The sequence below is a fragment of the Azospirillum sp. HJ39 genome, assembly GCF_041507355.1.
Taxonomy (GTDB): Bacteria; Pseudomonadota; Alphaproteobacteria; order Azospirillales; family Azospirillaceae; genus Azospirillum; species Azospirillum thiophilum.
In genome coordinates this window covers 2716213-2737713 of the sequence record NZ_CP167911.1, presented here as the reverse complement: position 1 = coordinate 2737713, position 21501 = coordinate 2716213, and the positions used below count along the sequence as shown (strand labels likewise).

General features: G+C 69.2%; 22 protein-coding genes. 16 read left to right on the top strand and 6 right to left on the bottom strand.

The annotated features are described in order from the left end of the window. Positions 1–54: 54 nt before the first annotated feature. Genes ABMY26_RS26340 through fsa form a run of 3 tightly spaced genes read right to left on the bottom strand, consistent with a single transcriptional unit; the run spans position 55 to position 2398 of the window. Positions 55–1005, bottom strand: coding sequence for a tyrosine recombinase XerC (locus ABMY26_RS26340; protein WP_372397528.1), 951 nt, complete (start codon positions 1003–1005; stop codon positions 55–57). Beyond that, complete coding sequence (locus ABMY26_RS26335) at positions 1002–1724, bottom strand: DUF484 family protein (RefSeq protein ID WP_372397527.1); 723 nt, start codon at positions 1722–1724, stop codon at positions 1002–1004. The genes ABMY26_RS26340 and ABMY26_RS26335 overlap by 4 nt, the downstream gene beginning before the upstream one ends. Positions 1725–1741: 17 nt before the next feature. Then, on the bottom strand, positions 1742–2398 hold the full coding sequence (gene fsa / locus ABMY26_RS26330; RefSeq protein ID WP_372397526.1) for a fructose-6-phosphate aldolase: 657 nt from the start codon (positions 2396–2398) through the stop codon (positions 1742–1744). A gap of 195 nt (positions 2399–2593) precedes the next feature. On the opposite strand from fsa, the gene ABMY26_RS26325 reads away from it, so the two are divergent. Beyond that, positions 2594–4843: a primosomal protein N' gene (locus ABMY26_RS26325; RefSeq protein ID WP_372397525.1), complete on the top strand. Its 2250-nt coding sequence runs from the start codon at positions 2594–2596 to the stop codon at positions 4841–4843. Between the two features lie 194 nt (positions 4844–5037). Next, positions 5038–5553 carry a cache domain-containing protein gene (locus ABMY26_RS26320; RefSeq protein ID WP_372397524.1) on the top strand — a complete coding sequence of 172 codons (516 nt, stop codon included), beginning with the start codon at positions 5038–5040 and terminating at the stop codon, positions 5551–5553. 143 nt (positions 5554–5696) lie between these two features. Here the strand turns inward: ABMY26_RS26320 and ABMY26_RS26315 are convergent, their stop codons facing one another. Beyond that, positions 5697–6122: a hypothetical protein gene (locus ABMY26_RS26315; RefSeq protein ID WP_372397523.1), complete on the bottom strand. Its 426-nt coding sequence runs from the start codon at positions 6120–6122 to the stop codon at positions 5697–5699. Positions 6123–6544: 422 nt separating this feature from the next. Between ABMY26_RS26315 and ABMY26_RS26310 the strand changes: the two genes are divergently transcribed. The 7 genes from ABMY26_RS26310 to gstA all read left to right on the top strand — a co-directional run bounded on the left by ABMY26_RS26310 (position 6545) and on the right by gstA (position 13416). After that, complete coding sequence (locus tag ABMY26_RS26310; protein ID WP_372397522.1) at positions 6545–7114, top strand: F0F1 ATP synthase subunit delta; 570 nt, start codon at positions 6545–6547, stop codon at positions 7112–7114. Then, complete coding sequence (atpA, locus tag ABMY26_RS26305) at positions 7114–8643, top strand: F0F1 ATP synthase subunit alpha (protein WP_045581030.1); 1530 nt, start codon at positions 7114–7116, stop codon at positions 8641–8643. Before ABMY26_RS26310 ends, atpA begins: the two co-directional genes overlap by 1 nt. An 82-nt stretch (positions 8644–8725) precedes the next feature. Further along, positions 8726–9613 (top strand): F0F1 ATP synthase subunit gamma, encoded by an 888-nt coding sequence (locus ABMY26_RS26300; RefSeq protein ID WP_372397521.1) that lies wholly within the window; start codon positions 8726–8728, stop codon positions 9611–9613. Positions 9614–9698: 85 nt separating this feature from the next. After that, complete coding sequence (atpD, locus tag ABMY26_RS26295) at positions 9699–11120, top strand: F0F1 ATP synthase subunit beta (protein ID WP_372397520.1); 1422 nt, start codon at positions 9699–9701, stop codon at positions 11118–11120. Between the two features lie 134 nt (positions 11121–11254). Further along, positions 11255–11671 (top strand): F0F1 ATP synthase subunit epsilon, encoded by a 417-nt coding sequence (locus tag ABMY26_RS26290; protein WP_372397519.1) that lies wholly within the window; start codon positions 11255–11257, stop codon positions 11669–11671. 201 nt (positions 11672–11872) lie between these two features. Beyond that, positions 11873–12697, top strand: coding sequence for a ferritin-like domain-containing protein (locus ABMY26_RS26285; protein ID WP_372397518.1), 825 nt, complete (start codon positions 11873–11875; stop codon positions 12695–12697). 104 nt (positions 12698–12801) lie between these two features. Continuing rightward, positions 12802–13416, top strand: a complete 615-nt coding sequence (gstA, locus tag ABMY26_RS26280; protein WP_372397517.1) for a glutathione transferase GstA — start codon at positions 12802–12804, stop codon at positions 13414–13416. A 76-nt stretch (positions 13417–13492) separates the two neighbouring features. Here the strand turns inward: gstA and ABMY26_RS26275 are convergent, their stop codons facing one another. Further along, positions 13493–14989, bottom strand: coding sequence for a DEAD/DEAH box helicase (locus ABMY26_RS26275; RefSeq protein WP_372397516.1), 1497 nt, complete (start codon positions 14987–14989; stop codon positions 13493–13495). 306 nt (positions 14990–15295) lie between these two features. Continuing rightward, on the bottom strand, positions 15296–15847 hold the full coding sequence (locus ABMY26_RS26270; protein WP_372397515.1) for a superoxide dismutase family protein: 552 nt from the start codon (positions 15845–15847) through the stop codon (positions 15296–15298). A 140-nt stretch (positions 15848–15987) separates the two neighbouring features. Here ABMY26_RS26270 and ABMY26_RS26265 point away from each other — a divergent pair, with 140 nt between their 5' ends. From ABMY26_RS26265 to ABMY26_RS26235, 7 genes are all read left to right on the top strand, one after another. Continuing rightward, positions 15988–16410, top strand: a complete 423-nt coding sequence (locus ABMY26_RS26265) for a Fur family transcriptional regulator (RefSeq protein ID WP_372397514.1) — start codon at positions 15988–15990, stop codon at positions 16408–16410. Then, entirely contained in the window at positions 16407–16631 is a 225-nt protein-coding gene (locus ABMY26_RS26260; protein WP_045581022.1) for a hypothetical protein, read from the top strand. Before ABMY26_RS26265 ends, ABMY26_RS26260 begins: the two co-directional genes overlap by 4 nt. 309 nt (positions 16632–16940) lie before the next feature. Further along, positions 16941–17759 carry a phage capsid protein gene (locus tag ABMY26_RS26255; RefSeq protein WP_372397513.1) on the top strand — a complete coding sequence of 273 codons (819 nt, stop codon included), beginning with the start codon at positions 16941–16943 and terminating at the stop codon, positions 17757–17759. A 137-nt stretch (positions 17760–17896) separates the two neighbouring features. After that, complete coding sequence (locus ABMY26_RS26250) at positions 17897–18169, top strand: hypothetical protein (RefSeq protein ID WP_372397512.1); 273 nt, start codon at positions 17897–17899, stop codon at positions 18167–18169. Between the two features lie 33 nt (positions 18170–18202). Next, a complete protein-coding gene (locus tag ABMY26_RS26245) occupies positions 18203–18772 on the top strand; it encodes a hypothetical protein (protein ID WP_372397511.1) in 570 nt (189 codons plus the stop codon). A 13-nt stretch (positions 18773–18785) separates the two neighbouring features. Further along, complete coding sequence (locus ABMY26_RS26240; RefSeq protein WP_372397510.1) at positions 18786–20681, top strand: hypothetical protein; 1896 nt, start codon at positions 18786–18788, stop codon at positions 20679–20681. A gap of 20 nt (positions 20682–20701) precedes the next feature. Next, on the top strand, positions 20702–21493 hold the full coding sequence (locus ABMY26_RS26235) for a hypothetical protein (protein ID WP_372397509.1): 792 nt from the start codon (positions 20702–20704) through the stop codon (positions 21491–21493). The last annotated feature ends 8 nt before the right edge of the window (positions 21494–21501 follow it).

Sequence of the window (21501 nt, the reverse complement as noted above, 5' to 3'; positions counted from 1 at the left end):
TTTAAGGAAAAGGCTCCTCCGCCGCTCGGCCGGGGAGCCTTTTCCTTGTGGGGGTCAGCCCTTGCGCGCCCGGGGATGGGCGTTGCGGTACACGGTCATCAGCTGCTCGTTCTCCACGTCCGTGTAACGCTGGGTGGTGGAGAGGGAGGCGTGGCCGAGCAGGTCCTGGATGGCACGCAGGTCGCCGCCATCCGCCAGAAGATGGGTTGCGAAACTGTGCCGCAGGGCATGCGGGGTGGCGCTGTCCGGCATGCCCATCAGGGCGCGCAGCTTCTGCATCTGGTGCTGGGCGATGCTGGCGTTCAGCCGGCCGCCGCGGGTGCCGACGAACAGCGGGCCGTCGGGCGCCAGCGTGAAGGGGCAGGCGTCGAGATAGCCGCGCACCGCCTCCGTCACCGCCGGCAGGACCGGGATCATGCGGTCCTTGCGGCCCTTGCCGGTGACGCGCAGCGTGTCGCCGAGCGGCGCATCCTTGCGCGCCAGCCCCAAAGCCTCGGAGATGCGCAGGCCGCAGCCGTAGAGCAGGGTGAACAGCGCCCGGTCGCGCTTGCCGACCCAGGGATCCTCGCGGTCGCGCTCGGCCTCCTCCAGCAGGCGGTCGGCGTCGATCTCGGTCAGCGGGCGCGGGGCCGGGCGCTTGACCTTGGGGGTCGCCAGCGTGGCGACAGCGGGATTGTGCAGCCGGCCGCTGCGGTCCAGCCAGCGGAACAGGTTGCGAACCGCCGCCAGCTTGCGGGCCCGGCTGGCCCCGACCAGACCGTCCATCGCCTGACGCGACATCCAGGCGCGGAAATCCGCCGCCTTCAGGTCGCCCAGATCGTTCAGCGAGGGCGGGGAACCGCCGCGGAATTCGGTGAGGAAGCGCAGGAACTCGCCCACGTCGGCGGTGTAGGCCGACAGGGTGTGGCGGGAAACCGCCTTCTCGCTCTCCATCCAGCGCCGCCAGTGGGCCAGCACGTCCTGGATGTCGGGCTTGGCGGAGAAGCCCAAAACAGGTTCGGTCACGCCGGCAGCTCCAGCCAGCCGCGGATCACCCGCTCGATGACGCGGGCGAGGAAGCCCACCAACTCGGTGCCCTGGCCGCGGTGGAAGGTGTCGGGCTCGCGGCTGCCGAAGGCGAGCAGGCCGTCGGGGGTCTCGCTGGAGACCTGGATGCGGATCAGCGCCTCCGACCGCACCAGCCCGGCGCCGGGGCCGTAGATCTCGGGATCGCCCTGGATGTCGGTGTTCAGCACCACGTCGGCCCGGCCCAGCCGGTCGGTGATCGCCCCCGGCTCCACCACCCGCACGCCGGACCGGTGGACATGCGGACTGTCGGAGCCGTTCGATTCGATGACCAGACAGGCGACGTCGAGGTCGAGAAGCACCGCCAGGTCGGTGGTGATGGTCTGGATCAGTTGCTCGAAGCTTTGGGCGTCGAGCAGGAAGAGGACCGCGGCATGGATGCGGTTCTGGCTGTTCAGGTTGGCGCGGCTGGTGCCGATCAACTCGCGCTGCTGGTCCTTGAGGGTCCGGACCTCGGCGCGCAGCCGCTCCACCATGAAGGCCTGGAGGTCCACCACCCCGCGCCCGCGGTCGACCGACGGCGGGGTCAGGTGGTGGACCAGATCGGCGTTCTGGGCCAGGAAATCCGGGTTGCTCCGCAGATAGGCGCGCACATCCTCGGATGAGAGCGCCGGCGTCCGGCGGGAGGGGGGGCCCGGTTCGCGGCCCATGTCGGCCATGATCGCTCCGGCCCGCCTTACAGGATCGACTGACTGGTCTTCTTCCAGTCCTCGACGAACTGGGAGAGGCCCTTGTCGGTCAGCGGGTGGTTGAACAGCTGCTTCAGCACCGATGCCGGCGCGGTCACCACATGGGCGCCCAGGCGGGCGGCCTTGACGATGTGCATCGGGTTGCGGATCGACGCCACCAGAACTTCGGTCTTGAAAGCGTCGTAGTTGTTATAGATCTCGCAGATGTCCTTGATGATGCCCATGCCATCCTGGCCGATGTCGTCCAGCCGGCCGACGAAGGGCGACACGAAGCTGGCGCCGGCCTTGGCCGCCAGGATCGCCTGGGCGGGGGAGAAGCACAGGGTGACGTTGACCATCGTCCCTTCGGACGAGATGATCTTGCAGACCTTGAGCCCGGCCGGGGTCAGCGGCACCTTCACCGCGACGCGATGGGAGATCTTGGCGATCTTGTGGGCTTCGGCGAGCATGGTCTCGAAATCGGTGGATGCGACCTCGGCGCTGACCGGGCCGTTGACGACCTCGCAGATCTCGGCCACGAGATCGAGGAACTGACGGCCGGACTTGGCGATCAGGGAGGGGTTGGTGGTAACACCGTCCAGCAGGCCGCTGTCGGCCAGATCGCGGATCTCGGCGATGTCGGCGGTGTCGACGAAGAACTTCATGACGAAGGGTCCATGCTTGCTGATGTTGACCGGAACCGGCCGCGCCGGAAAGCTGACCGACGCGCCGTCCCGCCCGGTGCCCGGGACATGAGGCCACTCTAGCCGATGCGTGAGACTTCCGCCAGTTCCGCCCCGGGCGTCCAGGGGGATCTTCTTGGGGATACGCCCGGTTCGGCGCGACCCGAAGACGATTCCATGCCGGAATCCGCCCGATCCGGGGCCAAATCCAAGCCGGCGGCAGCCAAACCCAGGCCGGCGGCGCCTGACCGGCGCGTCGCCGTGCTGCTGCCCCTGCCGCTGCGCGAGGCCTACGACTACCGCATTCCCGACGGCATGGATCTCGGTCCCGGCGATTATGTCGAGGTGCCGCTCGGGCCGCGCCGGGTGATCGGCGTCGTCTGGGGGCCGGGGGCCGGGACGGTGGAGTCCGGCCGGCTGAAGGCGGTGGTCCGCAAGTTCGACGCCCCGCCGATGACCGACGTTGCCCGCCGCTTCGTCGACTGGGTCGCGGCCTACACCATGACACCGCCGGGCTTCGTCCTGCGCATGGCGGTCAGCGTGCCGGCGGCGCTGGAGCCGCCCAGGCCGATGCTGGCCTATCTGCGCAAGGCCGATGCCCAAGCGCCGCCCGGCTTCAAGATGACCGAGCCGCGCCGGCGCATCCTGGCCTTGCTCGACGACACGCTGGCCGGCGGCCCGCCGCGCACCCCGGCGGAGCTGGCGGAGGAGGCCGGCTGCGGCGTCACCGTCGTGCGCGGGCTGGCGGAGGCCGGGCTGCTGGAGCCCGTCATGCTGCAGCCGACCCGGCTCGGCCGGCCGGACTGGCACCGCCCCGGCCCCAGCCTGTCGCCCGACCAGCGGGCCGCGGCCGACGATTTGCGGGAGCGGGTGATCTCCGGCCGCTATTCGACCGTGCTGCTCGACGGCGTCACCGGGTCGGGCAAGACCGAGGTCTATTACGAGGCGATCTCGGCGGCGCTGGAGCAGGGCAAGCAGGCGCTGGTGCTGCTGCCGGAGATCGCCCTGTCGGCGCAGTGGCTCGACCGCTTCGCCCGCCGCTTCGGCGCGCCGCCGGCCGAATGGCATTCGGAGCTGACCGGGGCGCAGCGCCGCGACACCTGGCGTGCGGTGGCGAAGGGGGAGGTGCCGGTGGTGGTCGGCGCGCGCTCCGCCCTGTTCCTGCCCTACCCGGATCTCGGCGTCATCATCGTCGATGAGGAGCATGATTCCGCCTACAAGCAGGAGGAGGGGGCGATCTACCACGCCCGCGACATGGCGGTGGCACGGGCCCATCTCGGCGGGCTGCCCATCGCGCTGGTCTCCGCCACGCCGTCGCTGGAGACCAAGGTCAACGCCGACAGCCACCGCTACGCCCGCATCGCCCTGCCGGCCCGCCATGGCGGCGCCGTGCTGCCGGAGGTCGAGCTGGTCGACCTGCGGCGCGACCGTCCGCCGGCCCGCCACTGGCTGGCGCCCAGCCTGCGCAAGGCGCTGACCGACACGCTGGCGGGGGGCGAGCAGGCGATGCTGTTCCTGAACCGCCGCGGCTATGCCCCGCTGACCCTGTGCCGCGCCTGCGGCCACCGCATGCAATGCCCGAACTGCACGGCATGGCTGGTCGAGCACCGGCTCGCCCGCAAGCTGCAATGCCACCATTGCGGCCTGCAGCAGCCGCTGCCCCACGCCTGCCCGGAGTGCGGCGAGGAGGGCACCATGGCCGCCTGCGGTCCCGGGGTGGAGCGCATCGCCGAGGAGGTGGCGGAGCTGTTCCCCGAGGCGCGCGCCGCCATCATGGCGTCCGACACCCTGCATGGCCCGCGGGCCATCCAGGAGATGGTGGAGAGCATCGGCCGGCACGAGCTGGACATCATCATCGGCACCCAGGTGATGGCGAAGGGCCACCATTTCCCGATGCTGACGCTGGTGGGGGTGGTCGACGCCGACCTCGGCCTGAACGGCGGCGACCTGCGGGCGGCCGAGCGCACCTACCAGCTGCTGCATCAGGTGGCCGGACGCGCCGGGCGTGGCGAGCGGCCGGGCCGGGTGATGCTGCAGACCTTCATGCCCGAACATCCGGTGATGCAGGCCCTGGCCGCCGGCGACCGCGACGGTTTCTACCGGCTGGAGGCGGAGATGCGGCTGGAGGCCGGCATGCCGCCCTTCGGCCGGCTGGCGGCGCTGATCGTGTCCGGCGAGGATCCGACGCTGGTGGAGCGGGTGGCGATGGCGCTGGGCCGCGCCGCGCCTCGCAGCGAGACGGTCCATGTGCTGGGCCCGGCCCCGGCGCCGCTGTCGCTGCTGCGCGGCCGCTACCGCCGCCGCCTGCTGCTGAAGGCGCCGCGCAGCACCCAGGTGCAGCCGCTGATCGCGGAGTGGCTGGACCGGGTGGAGATCCCGCCGGCCATCCGGGTCCAGATCGATGTCGACCCCTACAGCTTTCTGTAGGCGATGAGCTTAAGGTGATGGGCAGGCGTCGGCGATGCCGGCGGAAGAGGCTGCGGCGAATTGACCCGCCCCGGCCGCGGCGGCGGCCGGGCATGGCACCTGTGACGTTTGGTCCATTGCGCGCGACGAAACACGGTATTACCACGGTTGGAATGGTTCCGGATCGAAACATTTCCCGCGACAGGGTCCAGCTCATGGCCGGCTTGATCTCGAAGCTCCGTCTGCGCGTTCAGCGTCAAACCCTGCTGACCGTGCTGCCGGTCCTGCTGCTGCTGGCGGTCATCGCCTTCGCCGCCGGCGCTCCGGCCAGCACCCGTGGCACCGATGCGGAGGCGCTGAGGATGATCGACCGCGCCCAGCAGCTGCTGGAGCGGATCGGTCCGGATGCGGCGCCCGAAGCCTTTGCCGGCCATGATAGCGCTTTCATGGACCGCGACCTCTACCCGATGCTGCTGGACGACAAGGGCGTGATGATCGCCCATGGCTGGACCGCGACGCTGAACGGATCGAACCTGAAGGATCTGCGCGACGTCGACGGCAAGCCCTTCATCCTCGATGCGCTGGACGGCGTGGCCCTCGCCGGGCGGACCGATGTCACCTATCAGTGGATCGATCCGCTGACCGGGCAGGTCGCGCGCAAGACGATGCATGCCCGCCGCCTGGTCCTGAACGGCAAGCCCTACATGCTGGCGGTCGGGGTGTATCGCTGAACATGCCGCCGGGCTTGCAGCCGGGGGCGGCGGGCGTGACTGCCGGGAGGATGGTCTTCGTCCATGGAACCGGCTCGGCATGCTGCCGCGCGACATTTTTTACATGGCGAAAATTGCGAGCCTCGTTGCAGCCCGGCGGGGGATCACGGTCCCTTCGGCCGGCGCGGGCGCCAGATCGACAGGCATTCGGCTGCACTGTCGCCGCCGCCGATGCCGTACCAGCCGGACCGGTCATGGAAGGAGAGGCTGTAGCGGCCCTTGGCATCGCGTTCGAAGCGGAAGACGGGGTGGTCGACCTCGGGCAGCAGCACCAGCAACCGGTCATGGTCGCGCCCCGACTCGCGCAGCACGCCGACCCAATGGCCGTTGCCCAGCTTCGGCCCGGCGACCGCGGCGAAGGCGTCCAGATCCTCCGGCGTGAAGCGGGCGCGGCAGAACTGGACGACGTTCGACGGCCGTTCGGCGGCCCGATCGGGGGAGCGTCCGGCCGGGTGGGTGCCGGTATCGGCACCGGCGTCGGCACCGGCGTCGGCTGCGGCGGCGGTGTCGGTCGTCGGCAGGATCGTCATGGGGGAGGCCCTTGGTCTCGTTGACCGGATGCGGGTGGGACGAACCGAGGAACCGGCTCTGGGAAACGGGACGCGGCGGCGGCGAAGCGGCCGGAAGGGGGACCGGAGCATCCCCCCGCGCGACGTGGTCCGACCCTGGATCAGATTGGTTAACCTTGAATTAAGCCGGAGTCAGGGCCACTTCGAAGTCACAGCCGGTATGACCAGTCGAACGCGACTCGAGTCCTTGGCGAACGCAATTGCGACCAATGATTCCGCAGTTGCTCAAAACGCCGCAGTCAAATTGTCCAGACACCGTTGCGTAGGCGCGATTCCTGTGATATTGGACCGCTCGCTTTCGCGGCCGGGGTGTTTGTGCCTCGGGTTGACACCCTATAAGGCCGCCGAATTCACCGTCTACCGAACTCAATTCGAGGGATCAGGTGGCATCCGAAGGAACAGGCGTATCCGAACTCGCCGCGCGTTACTCCATCGCGCTGTTCGAGCTTGCGGACGAAAACCAGGCGTTGGACACGGTCGCGAGCGATCTGGCCACGCTGAAGCAGATCCTGGCCGAGAGCGCTGACCTCCGTCGCCTCGTCCGCAGCCCCGTCATCAGCCGCGCCGACCAGGGCAAGGCCATGGCCGCCGTCCTTGACAGCGCCGGCCTGTCGGACCTGACCAAGCGCTTCATCGGGCTGGTGGCGTCCAATCGCCGCCTGTTCGCGATCGACGGCATGATCGAGGGCTTCCTGGCCGAGCTGGCGCGCCGCCGCGGCGAGGTCACCGCCCACGTCACCTCGGCCCAGCCGCTGAGCGACGCCCAGCGCGCCGCCGTGATCGACGCGCTCAAGGCGTCCATCGGTTCCAAGGTGCTGGTGAACACCTCCGTCGATCCCGAGCTGATCGGCGGCATGATCGTTAAGTTCGGCTCGCGCATGGTCGATACCTCGGTGCGAACGAAGCTGAACAAATTGCAACTCGCCATGAAGGCCTCAGGGGGATCAGTCTGATGGATATCCGCGCCGCAGAAATCTCTGCGATCCTCAAGCAGCAGATCGCGAATTTCGGGACCGAGGCGGATGTCGCCGAGGTTGGTCAGGTCCTGTCGGTGGGTGACGGCGTCGCCCGCGTGCACGGCCTGGACAACGTCCGCGCCGGCGAGATGGTCGAGTTTCCGGGTGGCCTGCAGGGCATGGCGCTGAACCTCGAGACCGACAATGTCGGCATCGTGATCTTCGGCGACGACCGCGGCATCAAGGAAGGCGACGTCGTCAAGCGCACCGGCACCATCGTGGACGTCCCCGTCGGCCGCGGCCTGCTGGGCCGCGTGGTCGACGGCCTGGGCAACCCGATCGACGGCAAGGGTCCGCTGGTCAACGTCGAGCGCAAGCGCGTCGAGGTCAAGGCCCCCGGCATCATCCCGCGCAAGTCGGTGCACGAGCCGATGCAGACCGGCCTGAAGGCCGTCGACAGCCTGGTTCCGATCGGGCGCGGCCAGCGCGAGCTGATCATCGGCGATCGCCAGACCGGCAAGACCGCCGTCGTCATCGACACCTTCCTGAACCAGAAGCCGATCAACCAGGGCGACGACGAGAGCAAGAAGCTCTACTGCATCTACGTTGCCGTCGGCCAGAAGCGTTCGACCGTCGCCCAGATCGTCAAGACCCTGGAAGACGCCGGCGCCATGGAATACTCCATCGTCGTCGCCGCCACCGCGTCGGAGCCGGCTCCGCTGCAGTTCCTGGCGCCGTACACCGGCTGCACGATGGGCGAGTATTTCCGTGACAACGGCATGCACGCCCTGATCGTGTACGACGATCTGTCCAAGCAGGCCGTCGCCTACCGCCAGATGTCGCTGCTGCTCCGCCGTCCGCCGGGCCGCGAAGCCTATCCGGGCGACGTGTTCTACCTCCACTCTCGCCTGCTCGAGCGCGCCGCCAAGATGGGCGACGCCCATGGCAACGGCTCGCTGACCGCCCTGCCGGTCATCGAAACCCAGGCCGGCGACGTGTCCGCCTACATCCCGACCAACGTGATCTCGATCACCGACGGTCAGATCTTCCTGGAAACCGGCCTGTTCTACAAGGGCATCCGCCCTGCCATCAACGTCGGCCTGTCGGTGAGCCGCGTCGGCTCCGCCGCCCAGATCAAGGCGATGAAGCAGGTCGCCGGCACCATCAAGATGGAACTCGCGCAGTACCGCGAGATGGCCGCCTTCGCCCAGTTCGCCTCGGACCTCGACGCCTCGACCCAGCGCCTGCTGGCCCGCGGCGCCCGCCTGACCGAGCTGCTGAAGCAGGGCCAGTTCCAGCCGCTGCCGGTCGAAGAGCAGGTCGTGTCGATCTTCGCCGGCGTGAAGGGCTACCTGGACGCCATCCGCGTCGAGGACGTGAACCGCTTCGAGGCCAAGTTCCTGTCGGAGATCCGCGCCAAGGGCGCCGATATCCTGGCGGCGATCCGCACCGACAAGCAGATCACCCCGGCGACCGAAGAGAAGCTGAAGGCGTTCCTCGACGGCTTCGCCAAGGTCTTCGCCTGACCGACCGCGCGGGGGCGGGAAACCGCCCCCCACCGTCGGACGACGGGCACGGAACGACCTCGAGCGGAATTGAAGGGCCGGCATGCCTAACCTCAAGGACCTAAAGAACCGGATCGCGAGCGTCCAGTCGACGCGCAAGATCACCTCGGCCATGAAGATGGTCGCGGCTTCCAAGCTGCGCCGCGCCCAGGAGCAGGCGGAAGCCAGCGGTCCCTACGCGGAGCGTATGGGCCGCATGCTGTCGTCGCTGGCCGCCAACGTGCAGGACAGCGGCAACGGGCCGAAGCTGATGACCGGGACGGGCGCCGACAAGGTGCATCTGCTGGTCGTCATCAGCTCCGACCGCGGCCTGTGCGGCGCCTTCAACGGCTCCATCGTCCGCGAGGCCAAGCGTCAGATCGCCCGCCTGCAGGGCGCGGGCAAGACCGTGAAGCTGCTGACCGTGGGCCGCAAGGGCCGCGACCAGCTGAAGCGCGAATTCTCCTCGCTGATCGTCGAGAGCTACGAGGATGTCGGCCGCCGCCGTCTCGGCTTCGCCGATGCCGACATGGTCGCGTCGAAGGTGCTGGCGATGTTCGACGCCGGCGAGTTCGACGTCTGCTCGGTCGTCTTCAACAAGTTCAAGTCGGCGATCTCGCAGATCGTGACGGTTCAGCAGCTCATTCCCTTCGCCCCCCCGGCGTCGGCGCAGGCCGCCGCATCGGACGAAGCCAAGGCGATCTACGAGTTCGAGCCGGACGAGGAGCAGATCCTCGCCGAACTGCTGCCGCGCAACCTGTCGATCCAGATCTACCGCGCCCTCCTGGAGAGCGCCGCGTCCGAACAGGGCGCCCGGATGACCGCGATGGACAATGCGACGCGCAACGCCGGCGACATGATCAACAAGCTGACGATCACCTACAACCGGACGCGCCAGGCCTACATCACCAAGGAGCTGATCGAGATCATCTCCGGTGCCGAGGCCCTGTAACGCCGCATCCGACCTGTAGGGCCAAGCCCATTTGCGCCGGCGACGGCATACCGACACTTACCGAGTTCCTAGGGAGCTTTACTCCATGGCCACCACCAATTCTGTCGGCAAGATCACGCAGGTCACGGGCGCCGTCGTGGACGTGCAGTTCGACGGCGACCTGCCGTCGATCCTGAACGCGCTGCACACCCAGAACGACGGCAAGACCCTCGTTCTGGAAGTGGCGCAGCACCTGGGCGAGAGCACGGTCCGCACCATCGCCATGGACAGCACCGACGGTCTGGTGCGTGGTGCGGAGGTTTCGGACACCGGCGCGCCGATCACGATGCCGGTCGGGCCGGAGACGCTGGGCCGCATCATCAACGTCATCGGCGAGCCGATCGACGAGCGTGGCCCGGTCAACGCCGCCCACTCGCTGCCGATCCACCGCTCGGCCCCGGACTTCGTCGACCAGTCGACCGACGCCGAAGTGCTGATCACCGGCATCAAGGTCATCGACCTGCTGGCCCCCTACGCCAAGGGCGGCAAGATCGGCCTGTTCGGCGGCGCCGGCGTCGGCAAGACCGTGACGATCATGGAGCTGATCAACAACGTCGCCAAGGCCCACGGCGGCGTGTCGGTGTTCGCCGGCGTCGGCGAGCGCACCCGCGAGGGCAACGACCTCTATCACGAGATGATCGAGTCGGGCGTCATCAAGCTCGACGGCCCGGGCTCCAAGGTGGCCCTGGTGTACGGCCAGATGAACGAGCCGCCGGGCGCCCGCGCCCGCGTCGCGCTGAGCGGCCTGACCCTCGCGGAGTATTTCCGCGATGAGGAAGGCCAGGACGTGCTGTTCTTCGTCGACAACATCTTCCGCTTCACCCAGGCCGGTTCGGAAGTGTCGGCGCTGCTGGGCCGCATCCCGTCGGCGGTGGGCTACCAGCCGACGCTGGGCACCGACATGGGCGCCCTGCAGGAGCGCATCACCTCGACGAAGAAGGGTTCGATCACCTCGGTGCAGGCCATCTACGTGCCCGCCGACGATCTGACCGACCCGGCCCCGGCCGCCTCCTTCGCCCACCTGGACGCCACCACGGTGCTGTCGCGCTCGATCGCCGAAATGGCCATCTTCCCGGCCGTGGACCCGCTCGACTCGACCAGCCGCATCCTCGACCCGCGCGTCGTCGGTGAGGAGCACTATCAGGTCGCCCGTTCGGTCCAGAAGGTTCTGCAGACCTACAAGTCGCTGCAGGACATCATCGCCATCCTGGGCATGGACGAGCTGTCGGAAGAGGACAAGCTGGTCGTCGCCCGCGCCCGCAAGATCCAGCGCTTCCTGTCGCAGCCGTTCCACGTCGCCGAGGTGTTCACCGGCACGCCGGGCGTGCTGGTCAGCCTGGAAGACACCATCAAGGGCTTCAAGGGCATCGTGAACGGCGACTACGATCACCTGCCGGAGGCCGCCTTCTACATGGTCGGCACCATCGACGAGGCGATCGCCAAGGCCAAGAAGCTGGCCGCCGCCTGATCCCCTCCGGGATCGCGGCATCCCGGCCCGGCCCGATCCCGAGAGGGGCGCGGCCGGACGGGAATCGACATCAGCATACCCCCTCCCTCCCGTAACGGGGGAGGGGGTTCCTATGAAGAGGCACCAGGAAACCCATGGCCGATAAAGTCGAATTCGAGCTGGTCTCGCCGGAAAAGCTGCTGAAGTCGCAGCCCGTGGACATGGTCGTGGTGCCGGGTTCGGAAGGCGATTTCGGCGTGCTCGCCGGTCATTCGCCGATGATCTCGACCGTGCGTCCGGGTGTCATCGACGTCTATGAGGGCGACCGCATCGTCGACCGCGTGTTCGTCGCCGGCGGCTTCGCCGAGGTCACCGAGGCCCGCTGCACCGTGCTGGCCGAGGAAGCGGTGGCTTTGGCCGACCTGAACCGCGGCGCGGTCGAGCAGCAGATCAAGGACCTGTCCGAGGATCTGGACGACAGCAAGTCGGATGCCGAGCGGGCCACCGCCGAGGCCAAGCTGGCCGTCGCGCGCGCCAAGCTGGAGGCGCTCAGCCAGTCGTCCGCCCACTGAGCGGAGCTGGGCCGGGAAAGTCCCGGGCAAACGGCGCAGAGTCCTTCAGTCGAACGGGCGGCTTGGGTATCCAGGCCGCCCGTTCGCGTTGCGAGTCGGTTGCATCCCTCCAAAGAGCGATTACATTCGAAGGCCGGCCCCCCCGGGACATTGACCACGGCCGCCACCGGTGCGGCCCCGAACGAGGCGGATAGAGCGGACATGGCGCGTGCTCACTGGCGGATCGACGAGCTTCCCTGGGACCTTTTCGATGCCAGCCAGGTCGATCCCGACCTGGTCCCACTGATCAAGGCGGCGGCGCTGGTCGAGTTCAACGCCCACGACTACACCGCCTATCTCTGCAACGTCTTCAAGGACGATGCCGAGTTCCAGGAGGTCGCCCATGTCTGGGCGGAGGAGGAGGTGCAGCATGGCGAGGCGCTGGGCCGCTGGGCCGAGCTGATCGACCCGGCCTTCGATTTCCGGGGGGCGGTCGAACGGTTCCGTGCCGGCTACCGGGTGCCGATCGAGCTCGACGCCTCGGTCCGCGGTTCGCGCACCGGCGAGATGATCGCCCGCTGCATGGTCGAGACCGGCACCAGCTCCTACTATGCCGCCATCGGCGATTCGACCGACGAGCCGGTGCTGAAGGAGATCTGCCGCAACATCGCCGCCGACGAGCTGCGCCACTACAAGATCTTCTACATCTATGCCAAGAAGTATCTGGAGCGTGAAGGGCTCAACAAGTTCCAGCGGTTGAAGGTCGCCCTGTCGCGCATCGGCGAGTCCGAGGACGATGAGCTGGCCTATGCCTATTATGCCGCCAACGCCCCGGCCGAGGCCGCCTACGAGCACAAGCTCTACAACGCCGCCTACATGCGCCGCGCCTATGGCCGCTACCGCCGCAAGCATGTCGACCGGGCCGTCGCCATGGTGTTCAAGGCCTGCGGGCTGAAGCCGCACACCCGCCTGTGCACGCTGGCCTCCCGCGGCGCCTGGTGGCTGGTCGACCGCCGCGCCAGGAAGCTGGCGGCCCAGCCGGTCTGACGGCGGATCGGACCGTCCGTGTTTCCGGAGGGGTGGCGGCGGCGGCGCGATTGAGGTAGCCGTTACATCGCCAACCACGAAACACCCGAACGGGATCCGGACACATGAAGCTTTATTACAAGCCGGGCGCCTGCTCGCTGTCGCCGCACATCGTCCTGCGCGAGGCCGGGCTGCCTTTCGACCTGGTCAAGGTCGACCTCGCTGCCAAGACGCTTGAGGACGGCAGCGACTTCCGCGCGGTGAACCCGAAGGGGCAGGTGCCGGCCCTGGCGCTCGACGGCGGCGGGATCCTGACCGAAGGGGCGGTGATCGTCCAGTACATCGCCGACCGGGCGCCGGACAGCGGCCTGATCCCGCCGGCCGGCAGCCTGGAGCGCTACCGTGTCCAGGAACTGCTGAACTTCATCGGTTCGGAACTGCACAAGGGAGTCGTCCCGCTGTTCCCGATGCTGAAGGACGTGGTGTCCGAAACCTACAAGGGCTTCGCCGCCAAGGTGCTGGGCGCCAAGCTGGCGCTGCTCGACCATGAGCTGGAGGGCAAGGCCTATCTGACCGGCGACCGCTTCACCGTTGCCGACGCCTATGCCTTCACGGTGCTGAGCTGGCTGCCGCGCATCGGCTTCGACCTGACGCCCTGGCCGAACCTCGTCGCCTTCTCCGAGCGGGTCGCCGCCCGCCCGGCGGTGCAGGCCGCGCTCGCCGCGGAAGCCCAGGGCTGACACCGGCAAGCGTCCCGGACAAGGAAAAGCCCCGTCTCGTCAGAGACGGGGCCTTTTTTATGTCGATTACCGGACGTCAGGCGGCGCTGGGCTTGCGGCGCATCGGCGTGTTGCCGCCGGGGGTACCGGCCGCGCGCGGCGCCGGCTTGCCGCCGCCATTGCCGTGCGAGACGGCGTGCGGCGCCGGGCGGCGGTCGTGGCGGTTCTGGTCGTTGCGCGCGGCATCCGGGCGCGCGCCGCCGTTCGGCTTGCCGGCCTTCTGCGGCGCCTTGGCGGCCTGCGCCGCAGGCTTGGCAGCGGCGGCACCCTGGGCGCCCGCCGGCTTGGCCTGCTGGCCCTGCCTGGGCTGCTGGTTGCGGTTGTTCTGGTTGCGGTTGCTGCCCGGCGCCTTCGGGCGGGGCGGCGGCTTGCTCGACGCGTGGATCTGCGCCACGTCGACCGCGTGATAGGGGTGGTCGGTGTCGGCCGGGATCGGCTGGCGGATCGTCTTCTCGATGTCCTTCAGGTAGCCGACCTCTTCATGGTCGCAGAAGGACACCGCGCTGCCGTCGGTGCCGGCACGGGCGGTGCGGCCGATGCGGTGGACGTAGCTTTCCGGCTCGTTCGGCAGGTCGAAGTTGATGACGTGGCTGATGCCGTCGATGTCGATGCCGCGCGCCGCGATGTCGGTCGCCACCAGCGCCCGCAGCTCGCCGGCGCGGAAGCTCTCCAGCGCGCGGACGCGGGCCGACTGCGACTTGTCGCCATGGATGGCGTCGGCGGCGATGCCGGCCTTCTTCAGATGGTCGGCGATGCGGTCGGCGCCGTGCTTGGTGCGGGCGAAGACGATGGTGCGGGCCATCGCCGAATCCTCCAGCAGGTCGGCGAGCAGGCGGCGCTTGTCGCCGCGCTCCACGAACAGGACGCGCTGGTTGATGCGCTCGACCGTGGTCGATTGCGGTGTCACCTCGATCCGCTCGGCATCGGTCAGGATGCTGTGCGCCAGCTCGACCACCGCGTCGGGCATGGTGGCGGAGAACAGCAGCGTCTGCCGGTCCTTCGGCAGCACCGCGACCACCTTCCGCACGTCGCGGATGAAGCCCATGTCGAGCATCCGGTCGGCCTCGTCGAGGACGAACACCTCGATCGCGCCGAGGTTGACGTGGTTCTGCGCCATCAGGTCGAGCAGGCGGCCGGGGGTGGCGATCAGCACCTCTACGCCGCGGGCGATGGCGGACACCTGCGGGCTCTGGCCGACGCCGCCATGGATGACGGTGCGGCGCAGCGGCAGGTGGCGGCCGTAGGTGGTGAAGCTGTCGCCGATCTGCAGCGCCAGCTCGCGCGTCGGGGTCAGGATCAGGACGCGCGGCGACTTGGCGGCCACGCGCTTCTTGTTCTGGAACAGCCGCTGCAGGATCGGCAGCGTGAAGGCGGCGGTCTTGCCGGTGCCGGTCTGGGCGAGGCCGAGCACGTCGCGGCCGGCCAGCAGAAGGGGAATGGCGCCGGCCTGGATCGGCGTGGCCGTGGAGTATCCCTCCTCCGCGACGGCGCGCAGAAGAGGCTCGATCAGGCCGAGGCCGGAGAATTCGGTCATGGAAGCGATGGTCCTGGTCACCAGAATGGGGGCCGCGCCAGGAGGGAGCGGCCGGGCTTGCGCGCTCCGCGGCGGGTTGGCGCGGAGCCGTCGGGCGGCGGGCGAGATGGCGCGCGCAAGTCCTGCGCGGCGCCGGGCGCCGTCCGACCCTGGACACATAGGGCCGGCGGCTTGATTTGGCAAGAAAACTCGGTGCGCGGCAGGCGTGCGCAGGGTGGAACGGCCGGAGGAGGGAGTGCGGGGAGGGGCGCGGGCCGCCGCGTCGGCGCCGCGGCATATGGTCGCGCCCCGGTGCTTCTTCGAGCCTTACGGCTTCTTGATGACGCCGCAGGCGATGCGGTCGCCGGAGTTGCCGGCCGGCTGGCTGAGGTAATCGTCGGGCTGGGCATGGACGACGATCGAGGTGCCGCCCTGCTTGAACAGGCCGTCGGCGCCGTCGGTCAGCGTCACCATGTGGGTGATCGCCTCGAACCCGGCCTTGCCGGATTCGTTGGCCCAGATGTTGGGAAGCTCGCCGTAATGCATGTGCTCGGCTTCGAGCCCGTGCTTGGCGCCCTGGGCGGCGAAATGGCCGCCGGCAGCCTTGAAATCGGGTGTGCAGGCGCCGTTTTCATGGATGTGGATGCCATGCCAGCCCGGCGTCAGACCTTCGAGCTGGCCATGCACCAGGATGCCGTGCGGGAATTTGGTGAAGGTGACGGTGCCCAGCGGCTTGCCCTGCGCATCGGCGACGGCGGCCTGGGCGGCAGGGGCGGGAGCAGGGGCGGATTGCTGTGCCAGCGCCGGGGCGGCCGGCAGGGCCAGTCCGATGCAGAGCAGGGCCGGGGCGGTCCAGGCACGGGGCATGAGGCGGGTCATAGGGGCGTTCCTCCAGGTTGGCCGGGCCGCGGACGGGCCCGGCGGAACAGCGACATCGGGTCGCTTGCGAAACCGCTCTGGGATTGCGAACGGTTTTCAGTATGATGGGGGTCTCGGCAAGCAATGACCAGGGTTGGGTTATGACGTCGCGTCTGGAAGCGTTGTGTATGGAGAAGGGGCTGAAGATGACCGGGCAGCGCCGTGTCATCTCCCAGGTGTTGTCGGAGGCCGACGACCATCCCGACGTCGAGGAGGTGCACCGCCGGGCGGTAAAGATCGACCCGCGCATCTCCATCGCCACCGTCTACCGCACCATGCGGCTGCTGGAGGATGCGCAGGTGATCGAGCGCGTCGATCTCGGCGACGGCCGCGCCCGGTACGAGGAGGCGACGGCCGACCACCACCACCACCTGATCGACACCCGCACCGGGCGGATCATCGAGTTCGCCAGCCCCGAGCTGGAGGCGATGAAGGAACGCATCGCCCGTGAACTCGGCTACAAGATCGTCGGGCACCGGCTGGAAATCTACGGCGTGCCCCTGGATGAGGAGGACCGTCCATGACCGACCCCCGTTTCTTCGAGGTCGACCCGCCTCCCGCCGACGTCATCGCCTGCCGCGATGCGGTGCAGCGTTGCTATTCCGGCCTGTGCCGCTGCGGCCAGCCGGAACGCTATGCGCTGGAGGCGGCGGTCACCGTCTATCGCTACCACCATCCGGAGATCCCGCCGGCCCAGGCGGAGACCATCGTCAGCCATTGGGTCGCCGGTCCGGTCCGGCATTGAGACGGCTTTGTGAAAATAGTCCTTTCATAGATCGGCTAAAAATCCTATAACCAGCCTTGTCAAGGCGACAGCTCCCTCCATCCGGATCTGACGCCTGACGGCACCAGAGCTCCCCCCTCGCTTCGGTCCCGAAAAGGGCCGGCCGGAAAACCGAAAGGCCCGGCCGGCCCTTTTCATTTTCGCGTTCCGCCCGCGGCCGGCGGTGCGTCCCTTGGCGCACTCCGACAACCGGATGGCGGAACGAGCCCCTCCCGCATGGTCTCCCCCTGCACCCGCGGGATCCGCAGGAACGCGAAAGGAAAAATTCCCATGTCGACCACGATCGCCCAGGCGTTCGTCAAGCAGTTCGAGCGCGAGGTCCATGAGGCCTACCAGCGCATGGGCTCCAAGCTGCGCAACACGGTGCGCGGCAAGAACAACGTGCAGGGCGCCTCCACCGTCTTCCAGAAGGTGGGCAAGGGCGCGGCCTCCACCAAATCGCGCCACGGCGCCGTCCCGGTGATGAACCTGGACCACACGCCGGTCGAGTGCGCGCTGTACGACTTCTATGCCGGCGACTGGGTCGACCGGCTGGACGAGCTGAAGACCAACATCGACGAGCGGCAGATCATCGCCAATGCCGGCGCCTATGCGCTGGGCCGCAAGACCGACGAGCTGCTGATCGCCGAGCTGGACAAGTCGACCAACCATGCCGGCGACGCCACCGACGGCCTGACCAAGGCCAAGGTGCTGGAAGCCTTCGAGATGATGGGCGAGGCCGACGTGCCGGACGACGGCCAGCGCTATGCCGTCGTCGGCTGGAAGCAGTGGAGCCAGCTGCTGGGAATCGACGAGTTCGCCAGCAGCGACTATGTCGGACCGGACGAGCTGCCCTGGCGCGGCACCCAGGCCAAGCGCTGGCTCGGCACGCTGTGGGTTCCCCATTCCGGCCTGACGCTGACCGGCAGCGTCCGCCTGTGCCACTGGTATCACAAGACGGCGGTCGGCCACGCGGCGGGTGCCGACGTGAAGACCGACATCACCTGGCACGGCGACCGCGCGGCGCATTTCGTCAACAACATGATGAGCCAGGGCGCCGCGCTGATCGACAACTCGGGCGTGGTGACGCTGCGCTGCCTGGAGAGCTGAGCCGCGGCGTCGTGCCTTTGCTCGACGCGCGACGCCGCAGCGTCTCACCGAATCCTCCCCATGCATCCCCCCTCACCCCGACCCTCTCCCCGGGGGGAGAGGGGGATTCCCCCCACGAAATCCGGAGTCTTCCGTCCATGGCCTATGCGTCCAAGGATCTGAGCGTGCTCGCCTACGCCAACGGCTTCACGCTCTGGCACTACACCACCCCCGATGCGGCGACCGACGTCGATACCGCCGGCTATTTCAACGGGGCGGCCGGCCTGCTGCGGGCCGGCGACATGCTGCTGGCCAACTGCGCCGCCGGCACCGTCGCCCCGGCGGCCGGCGTGCTGGTGGTCGCCTCCAGCAGCGGCGGCGCGGTCGATGTCGCCAACCTGACGCCGTTCGGCGCCGCCAACAGCGACTGATCCTTATCCTTCCCCCCAACCGGAGACCAGCCCATGGCCCTCACCGCCATCGGCCTGTGCGGCCGTGCGCTGATCAAGCTCGGCGCCACCGCCATCGCCTCCTTCGACGACGGCTCCGCCGAGGCGGAGGTGGCCGCCGCCCTCTATGGCCCGGCGCGCGACGCGCTGCTGTCGGCCAATGCCTGGAGCTTCGCCAGCGTCCAGGCGACGCTGCCGCGGCTGGCCGAAGCGCCGGTCGCCGACTATGCCTGCGCCTTCCAGCTGCCGGCCGATTTCCTGCGGGCGCTGGCGGCGGGCGGCGGCGGGCGGGGGCGCGGCCTGTCCTATCGCATCAACGGCCGGATGCTGCTGTGCGATGCCGCCGCCGTCACCCTGTCCTACATCGGCCGCCCGGCGGAGGAGGATTTCCCCGCCTTCTTCGACCAGGCGCTGATCGCCCGGCTCGCCGCCGAGTTCTGCCTGCCGCTGACCGAAAGCTCGACGCGGGCGGAATTGCTGGCCCAGCTGGCCGAGAGCGAGTTCCGCCGCGCCCGCCAGATCGATGCCCAGCAGGACAGCCAGCCCGGCTTCGAGGATTTCACCCTGATCGATGCGCGGGCCTGATGGGGAGGGCGTGATGGGACGGCTGCATCAGGTCAAGACCAACTTCACCGCTGGCGAGGTGTCGCGCCGCCTGCTCGGGCGCGGCGACCTCAAGGCCTACGACAACGGCGCGCTGGCACTGCGCAACCTGTTCATCGACCCGACCGGCGGGGTGACGCGGCGCTCCGGCCTCGCCTTCACCGCGCCGGCCCGCGGCGACGGCCGGCTGGTGGCGTTCGAGCGCAACACCGAGCAGACCTATCTGCTGCTGTTCACCGGCGGCTGGATCGACGTGTTCCAGGGCGGGGCCAGGCTCGCCTCCATTGCGGCGCCCTGGACGTTGGCGCAGCTGGCGCAGATCACCTGGACGCAGAGCGCCGACACGCTGCTGGTCTGCCATCCCGACCTGCCGCCCCGCAAGCTGGCGCGCGGCGAGGACGGGGCGTGGACCCTGTCGGAATGGGCCTTCGCGGTCGAGGACGAGCTGGTCCGGCTGCCCTTCCACCGTTTCGGCGATCCGGCGGTGACGCTCACCCCGTCGGGCATCGCGGGGGCGGTCACCGTCACCGCGTCGGCCCCGGTCTTCGACCCGCGCCACGACGGCACCCGCATCCGCATCGAGGGCAAGCAGCTGCTGGTGACCGGGGTCGTCTCCGCGACGCAGGTCAATGCCACGGCGAAGGAGACGCTGGCCGACACCCAGGCGACGACCAGCTGGGAGGAGCAGGCCTTCTCGCCCCTGCGCGGCTGGCCGGTGTCGGCCGCCTTCCATCAGGACCGGCTGGTGATCGGCGGGTCGCGCGACCTGCCCAACCGGCTGTGGCTGTCCAAATCGGCCCGAATCTGGAACTTCGACCTGGGCGAAGGGCTGGACGACGAGGCCATCGAGTTCGGCATCCTGTCCGATCAGGTGAACGCCGTGCGTGCCGTCTTCTCCGGCCGTCATCTGCAGGTCTTCACCTCGGGCGCCGAATATATGGTGACCGGCGACCCGCTGACGCCGCAGAGCATGCAGGTCAACCGCCAGACCCGCATCGGCTCGCCGCTCGACCGCGCCATCCCGCCGCGCGACGTCGAGGGGGGCACCCTGTTCGTGCCGCGCAACCGGCGCGAAATCCGCGAGTTCCTCTACACCGACACCGAGGCGGCCTATCAGGCCAACGACCTGGCGCTGCTGGCCCGCCATCTGGTGGTCAACCCGCGCGACCAGGATTACGACCAGAACCGCCGGCTGCTGTTCGTGGCGATGGAGGACGGCGCGCTCGGCGCGCTGACCGCCTACCGGGCCGAGAGCGTCACCGCCTGGACCCGGCTGGAGACAGATGGGGCGGTGCGTTCCGTCGCCGCGGTCGGCGACGAGGTCTATCTGCTGGTCGACCGCCGCGGCGTGTGGAGCGTCGAACGCTTCGACGACGGCTTCAACCTCGACGCGGCGGTTGCTGCCGAACGGGCGGAGCCCGCCGCCGTCTGGGGCGGCCTGGCCCATCTGGAGGGGCGGACCGTCGCCGTCGTCGCCGATGGGGCGGTGCGCACCCCCGCCACCGTCCAGGCCGGCAGCGTCACGCTCGACCCGCCGGCGGCCAGGGTCGAGATCGGGCTGCCCTACAGCCACCGGATCGAGCCGTTGCCGCCCAACCTGCTGGGGCAGGCGGCCGGGGCCGACCTGATGCGGCTGGTCGCCGTCACCTTCCGGCTGGAGGAGACGGCGGCACTGCGCGTCGATCTGGGGCGGGGATTGCAGGACCTGCCGCTCCACCGGCTGGGGCCGCAACCGGCCGGCGGGGTGCCGCCGCGCGTGTCGGGAGACCGCCGGCTGCGGGCGCTCGGCTGGCGGTACGACACCGATGTCCCGCTGTGGCGCATCGAACAGGACGCGCCGCTGCCTTTCACGCTGCTTTCCGTGACCATGGAATTGAAGGTGAACGACTGATGGGTGGAATAGCTCCCCTCGTGACCACGGCGCTGCCGCTGGCGAACTCGGTGATCGGCACCGTGCGCAGCGCCAGTGCCGGTACCAGCCAGTCCGGCTCCGCGGCGCAACAGGCCGCTGCCCAGCAGGCCGCGGCCGAGCTGGAATACAAGCGCCAGCAGGATGCCGCCGCCGCCGCCGCGGCCCAGGCGGCGCTGGAGCAGAAATACCGCGAGGAAGCGGCGGCGGCCGAACGCAACGCCCAGGCGACGGCCACCGCCCGCCAGCAGCAGGCCCAGCTGGAGGCCGAGGCGCAGGCCCGCGCCTGGGCGCGCGAGGACGAGCTGCGCCGGCAGGACCAGGAGCTCCAGCGCCAGCAGGCCGAGGCCGCCGCCGCCGCGGCCCAGGCGGCGCGGGCCAGGGAGATGGACGATTACCGTGCCGGCCAGGAACAGACGCTGGCCCAGCTCCGCGCCAGCCAGTCCGAGGCGGTCCGCACCCAGGAGGCCGACAGCCAGACCCAGCTCGCCCAGCTGACCGCCGCCGCCGATGCCGCCGAACAGCGCCGGCTGGCGGCGCTGCGCCAGGCGGTCGGCAAGACGCGCGCCAGCCTGGGCGCCCGCGGCGTCACCGGGCAGGACGGGTCGGGCGAGGCCATCCTGCTCGGCCTGACCAACGCCAGCGACGCCGAAGGCAAGGACGCCCAGGCCACCAGCCAGCTGAAGCGCGCCGCCATCCAGCAGAGCCTGGACGAGGTGAAGCGCCGCAACCTGCTGGAGCTGTCGCAGCTCGCCGACCGCCAGCGGCTGGACTACCTCAGCAAGTTCTTCTGAAGACTCCT

Coding starts and splice junctions, on each gene's coding strand:
- ABMY26_RS26245 (WP_372397511.1), top strand. CDS start 18,203: ATGGCCCTCACCGCCATCGGCCTGTGCGGCCGTGCGCTGATCAAGCTC.
- ABMY26_RS26335 (WP_372397527.1), bottom strand. CDS start 1,724: ATGGCCGACATGGGCCGCGAACCGGGCCCCCCCTCCCGCCGGACGCCG.
- ABMY26_RS26260 (WP_045581022.1), top strand. CDS start 16,407: ATGACCGACCCCCGTTTCTTCGAGGTCGACCCGCCTCCCGCCGACGTC.
- ABMY26_RS26255 (WP_372397513.1), top strand. CDS start 16,941: ATGTCGACCACGATCGCCCAGGCGTTCGTCAAGCAGTTCGAGCGCGAG.
- ABMY26_RS26325 (WP_372397525.1), top strand. CDS start 2,594: ATGCCGGAATCCGCCCGATCCGGGGCCAAATCCAAGCCGGCGGCAGCC.
- ABMY26_RS26275 (WP_372397516.1), bottom strand. CDS start 14,989: ATGACCGAATTCTCCGGCCTCGGCCTGATCGAGCCTCTTCTGCGCGCC.
- atpA (WP_045581030.1), top strand. CDS start 7,114: ATGGATATCCGCGCCGCAGAAATCTCTGCGATCCTCAAGCAGCAGATC.
- ABMY26_RS26265 (WP_372397514.1), top strand. CDS start 15,988: ATGACGTCGCGTCTGGAAGCGTTGTGTATGGAGAAGGGGCTGAAGATG.
- ABMY26_RS26285 (WP_372397518.1), top strand. CDS start 11,873: ATGGCGCGTGCTCACTGGCGGATCGACGAGCTTCCCTGGGACCTTTTC.
- ABMY26_RS26290 (WP_372397519.1), top strand. CDS start 11,255: ATGGCCGATAAAGTCGAATTCGAGCTGGTCTCGCCGGAAAAGCTGCTG.
- fsa (WP_372397526.1), bottom strand. CDS start 2,398: ATGAAGTTCTTCGTCGACACCGCCGACATCGCCGAGATCCGCGATCTG.
- ABMY26_RS26270 (WP_372397515.1), bottom strand. CDS start 15,847: ATGACCCGCCTCATGCCCCGTGCCTGGACCGCCCCGGCCCTGCTCTGC.
- ABMY26_RS26320 (WP_372397524.1), top strand. CDS start 5,038: ATGGCCGGCTTGATCTCGAAGCTCCGTCTGCGCGTTCAGCGTCAAACC.
- ABMY26_RS26250 (WP_372397512.1), top strand. CDS start 17,897: ATGGCCTATGCGTCCAAGGATCTGAGCGTGCTCGCCTACGCCAACGGC.
- ABMY26_RS26315 (WP_372397523.1), bottom strand. CDS start 6,122: ATGACGATCCTGCCGACGACCGACACCGCCGCCGCAGCCGACGCCGGT.
- ABMY26_RS26300 (WP_372397521.1), top strand. CDS start 8,726: ATGCCTAACCTCAAGGACCTAAAGAACCGGATCGCGAGCGTCCAGTCG.
- gstA (WP_372397517.1), top strand. CDS start 12,802: ATGAAGCTTTATTACAAGCCGGGCGCCTGCTCGCTGTCGCCGCACATC.
- atpD (WP_372397520.1), top strand. CDS start 9,699: ATGGCCACCACCAATTCTGTCGGCAAGATCACGCAGGTCACGGGCGCC.
- ABMY26_RS26240 (WP_372397510.1), top strand. CDS start 18,786: ATGGGACGGCTGCATCAGGTCAAGACCAACTTCACCGCTGGCGAGGTG.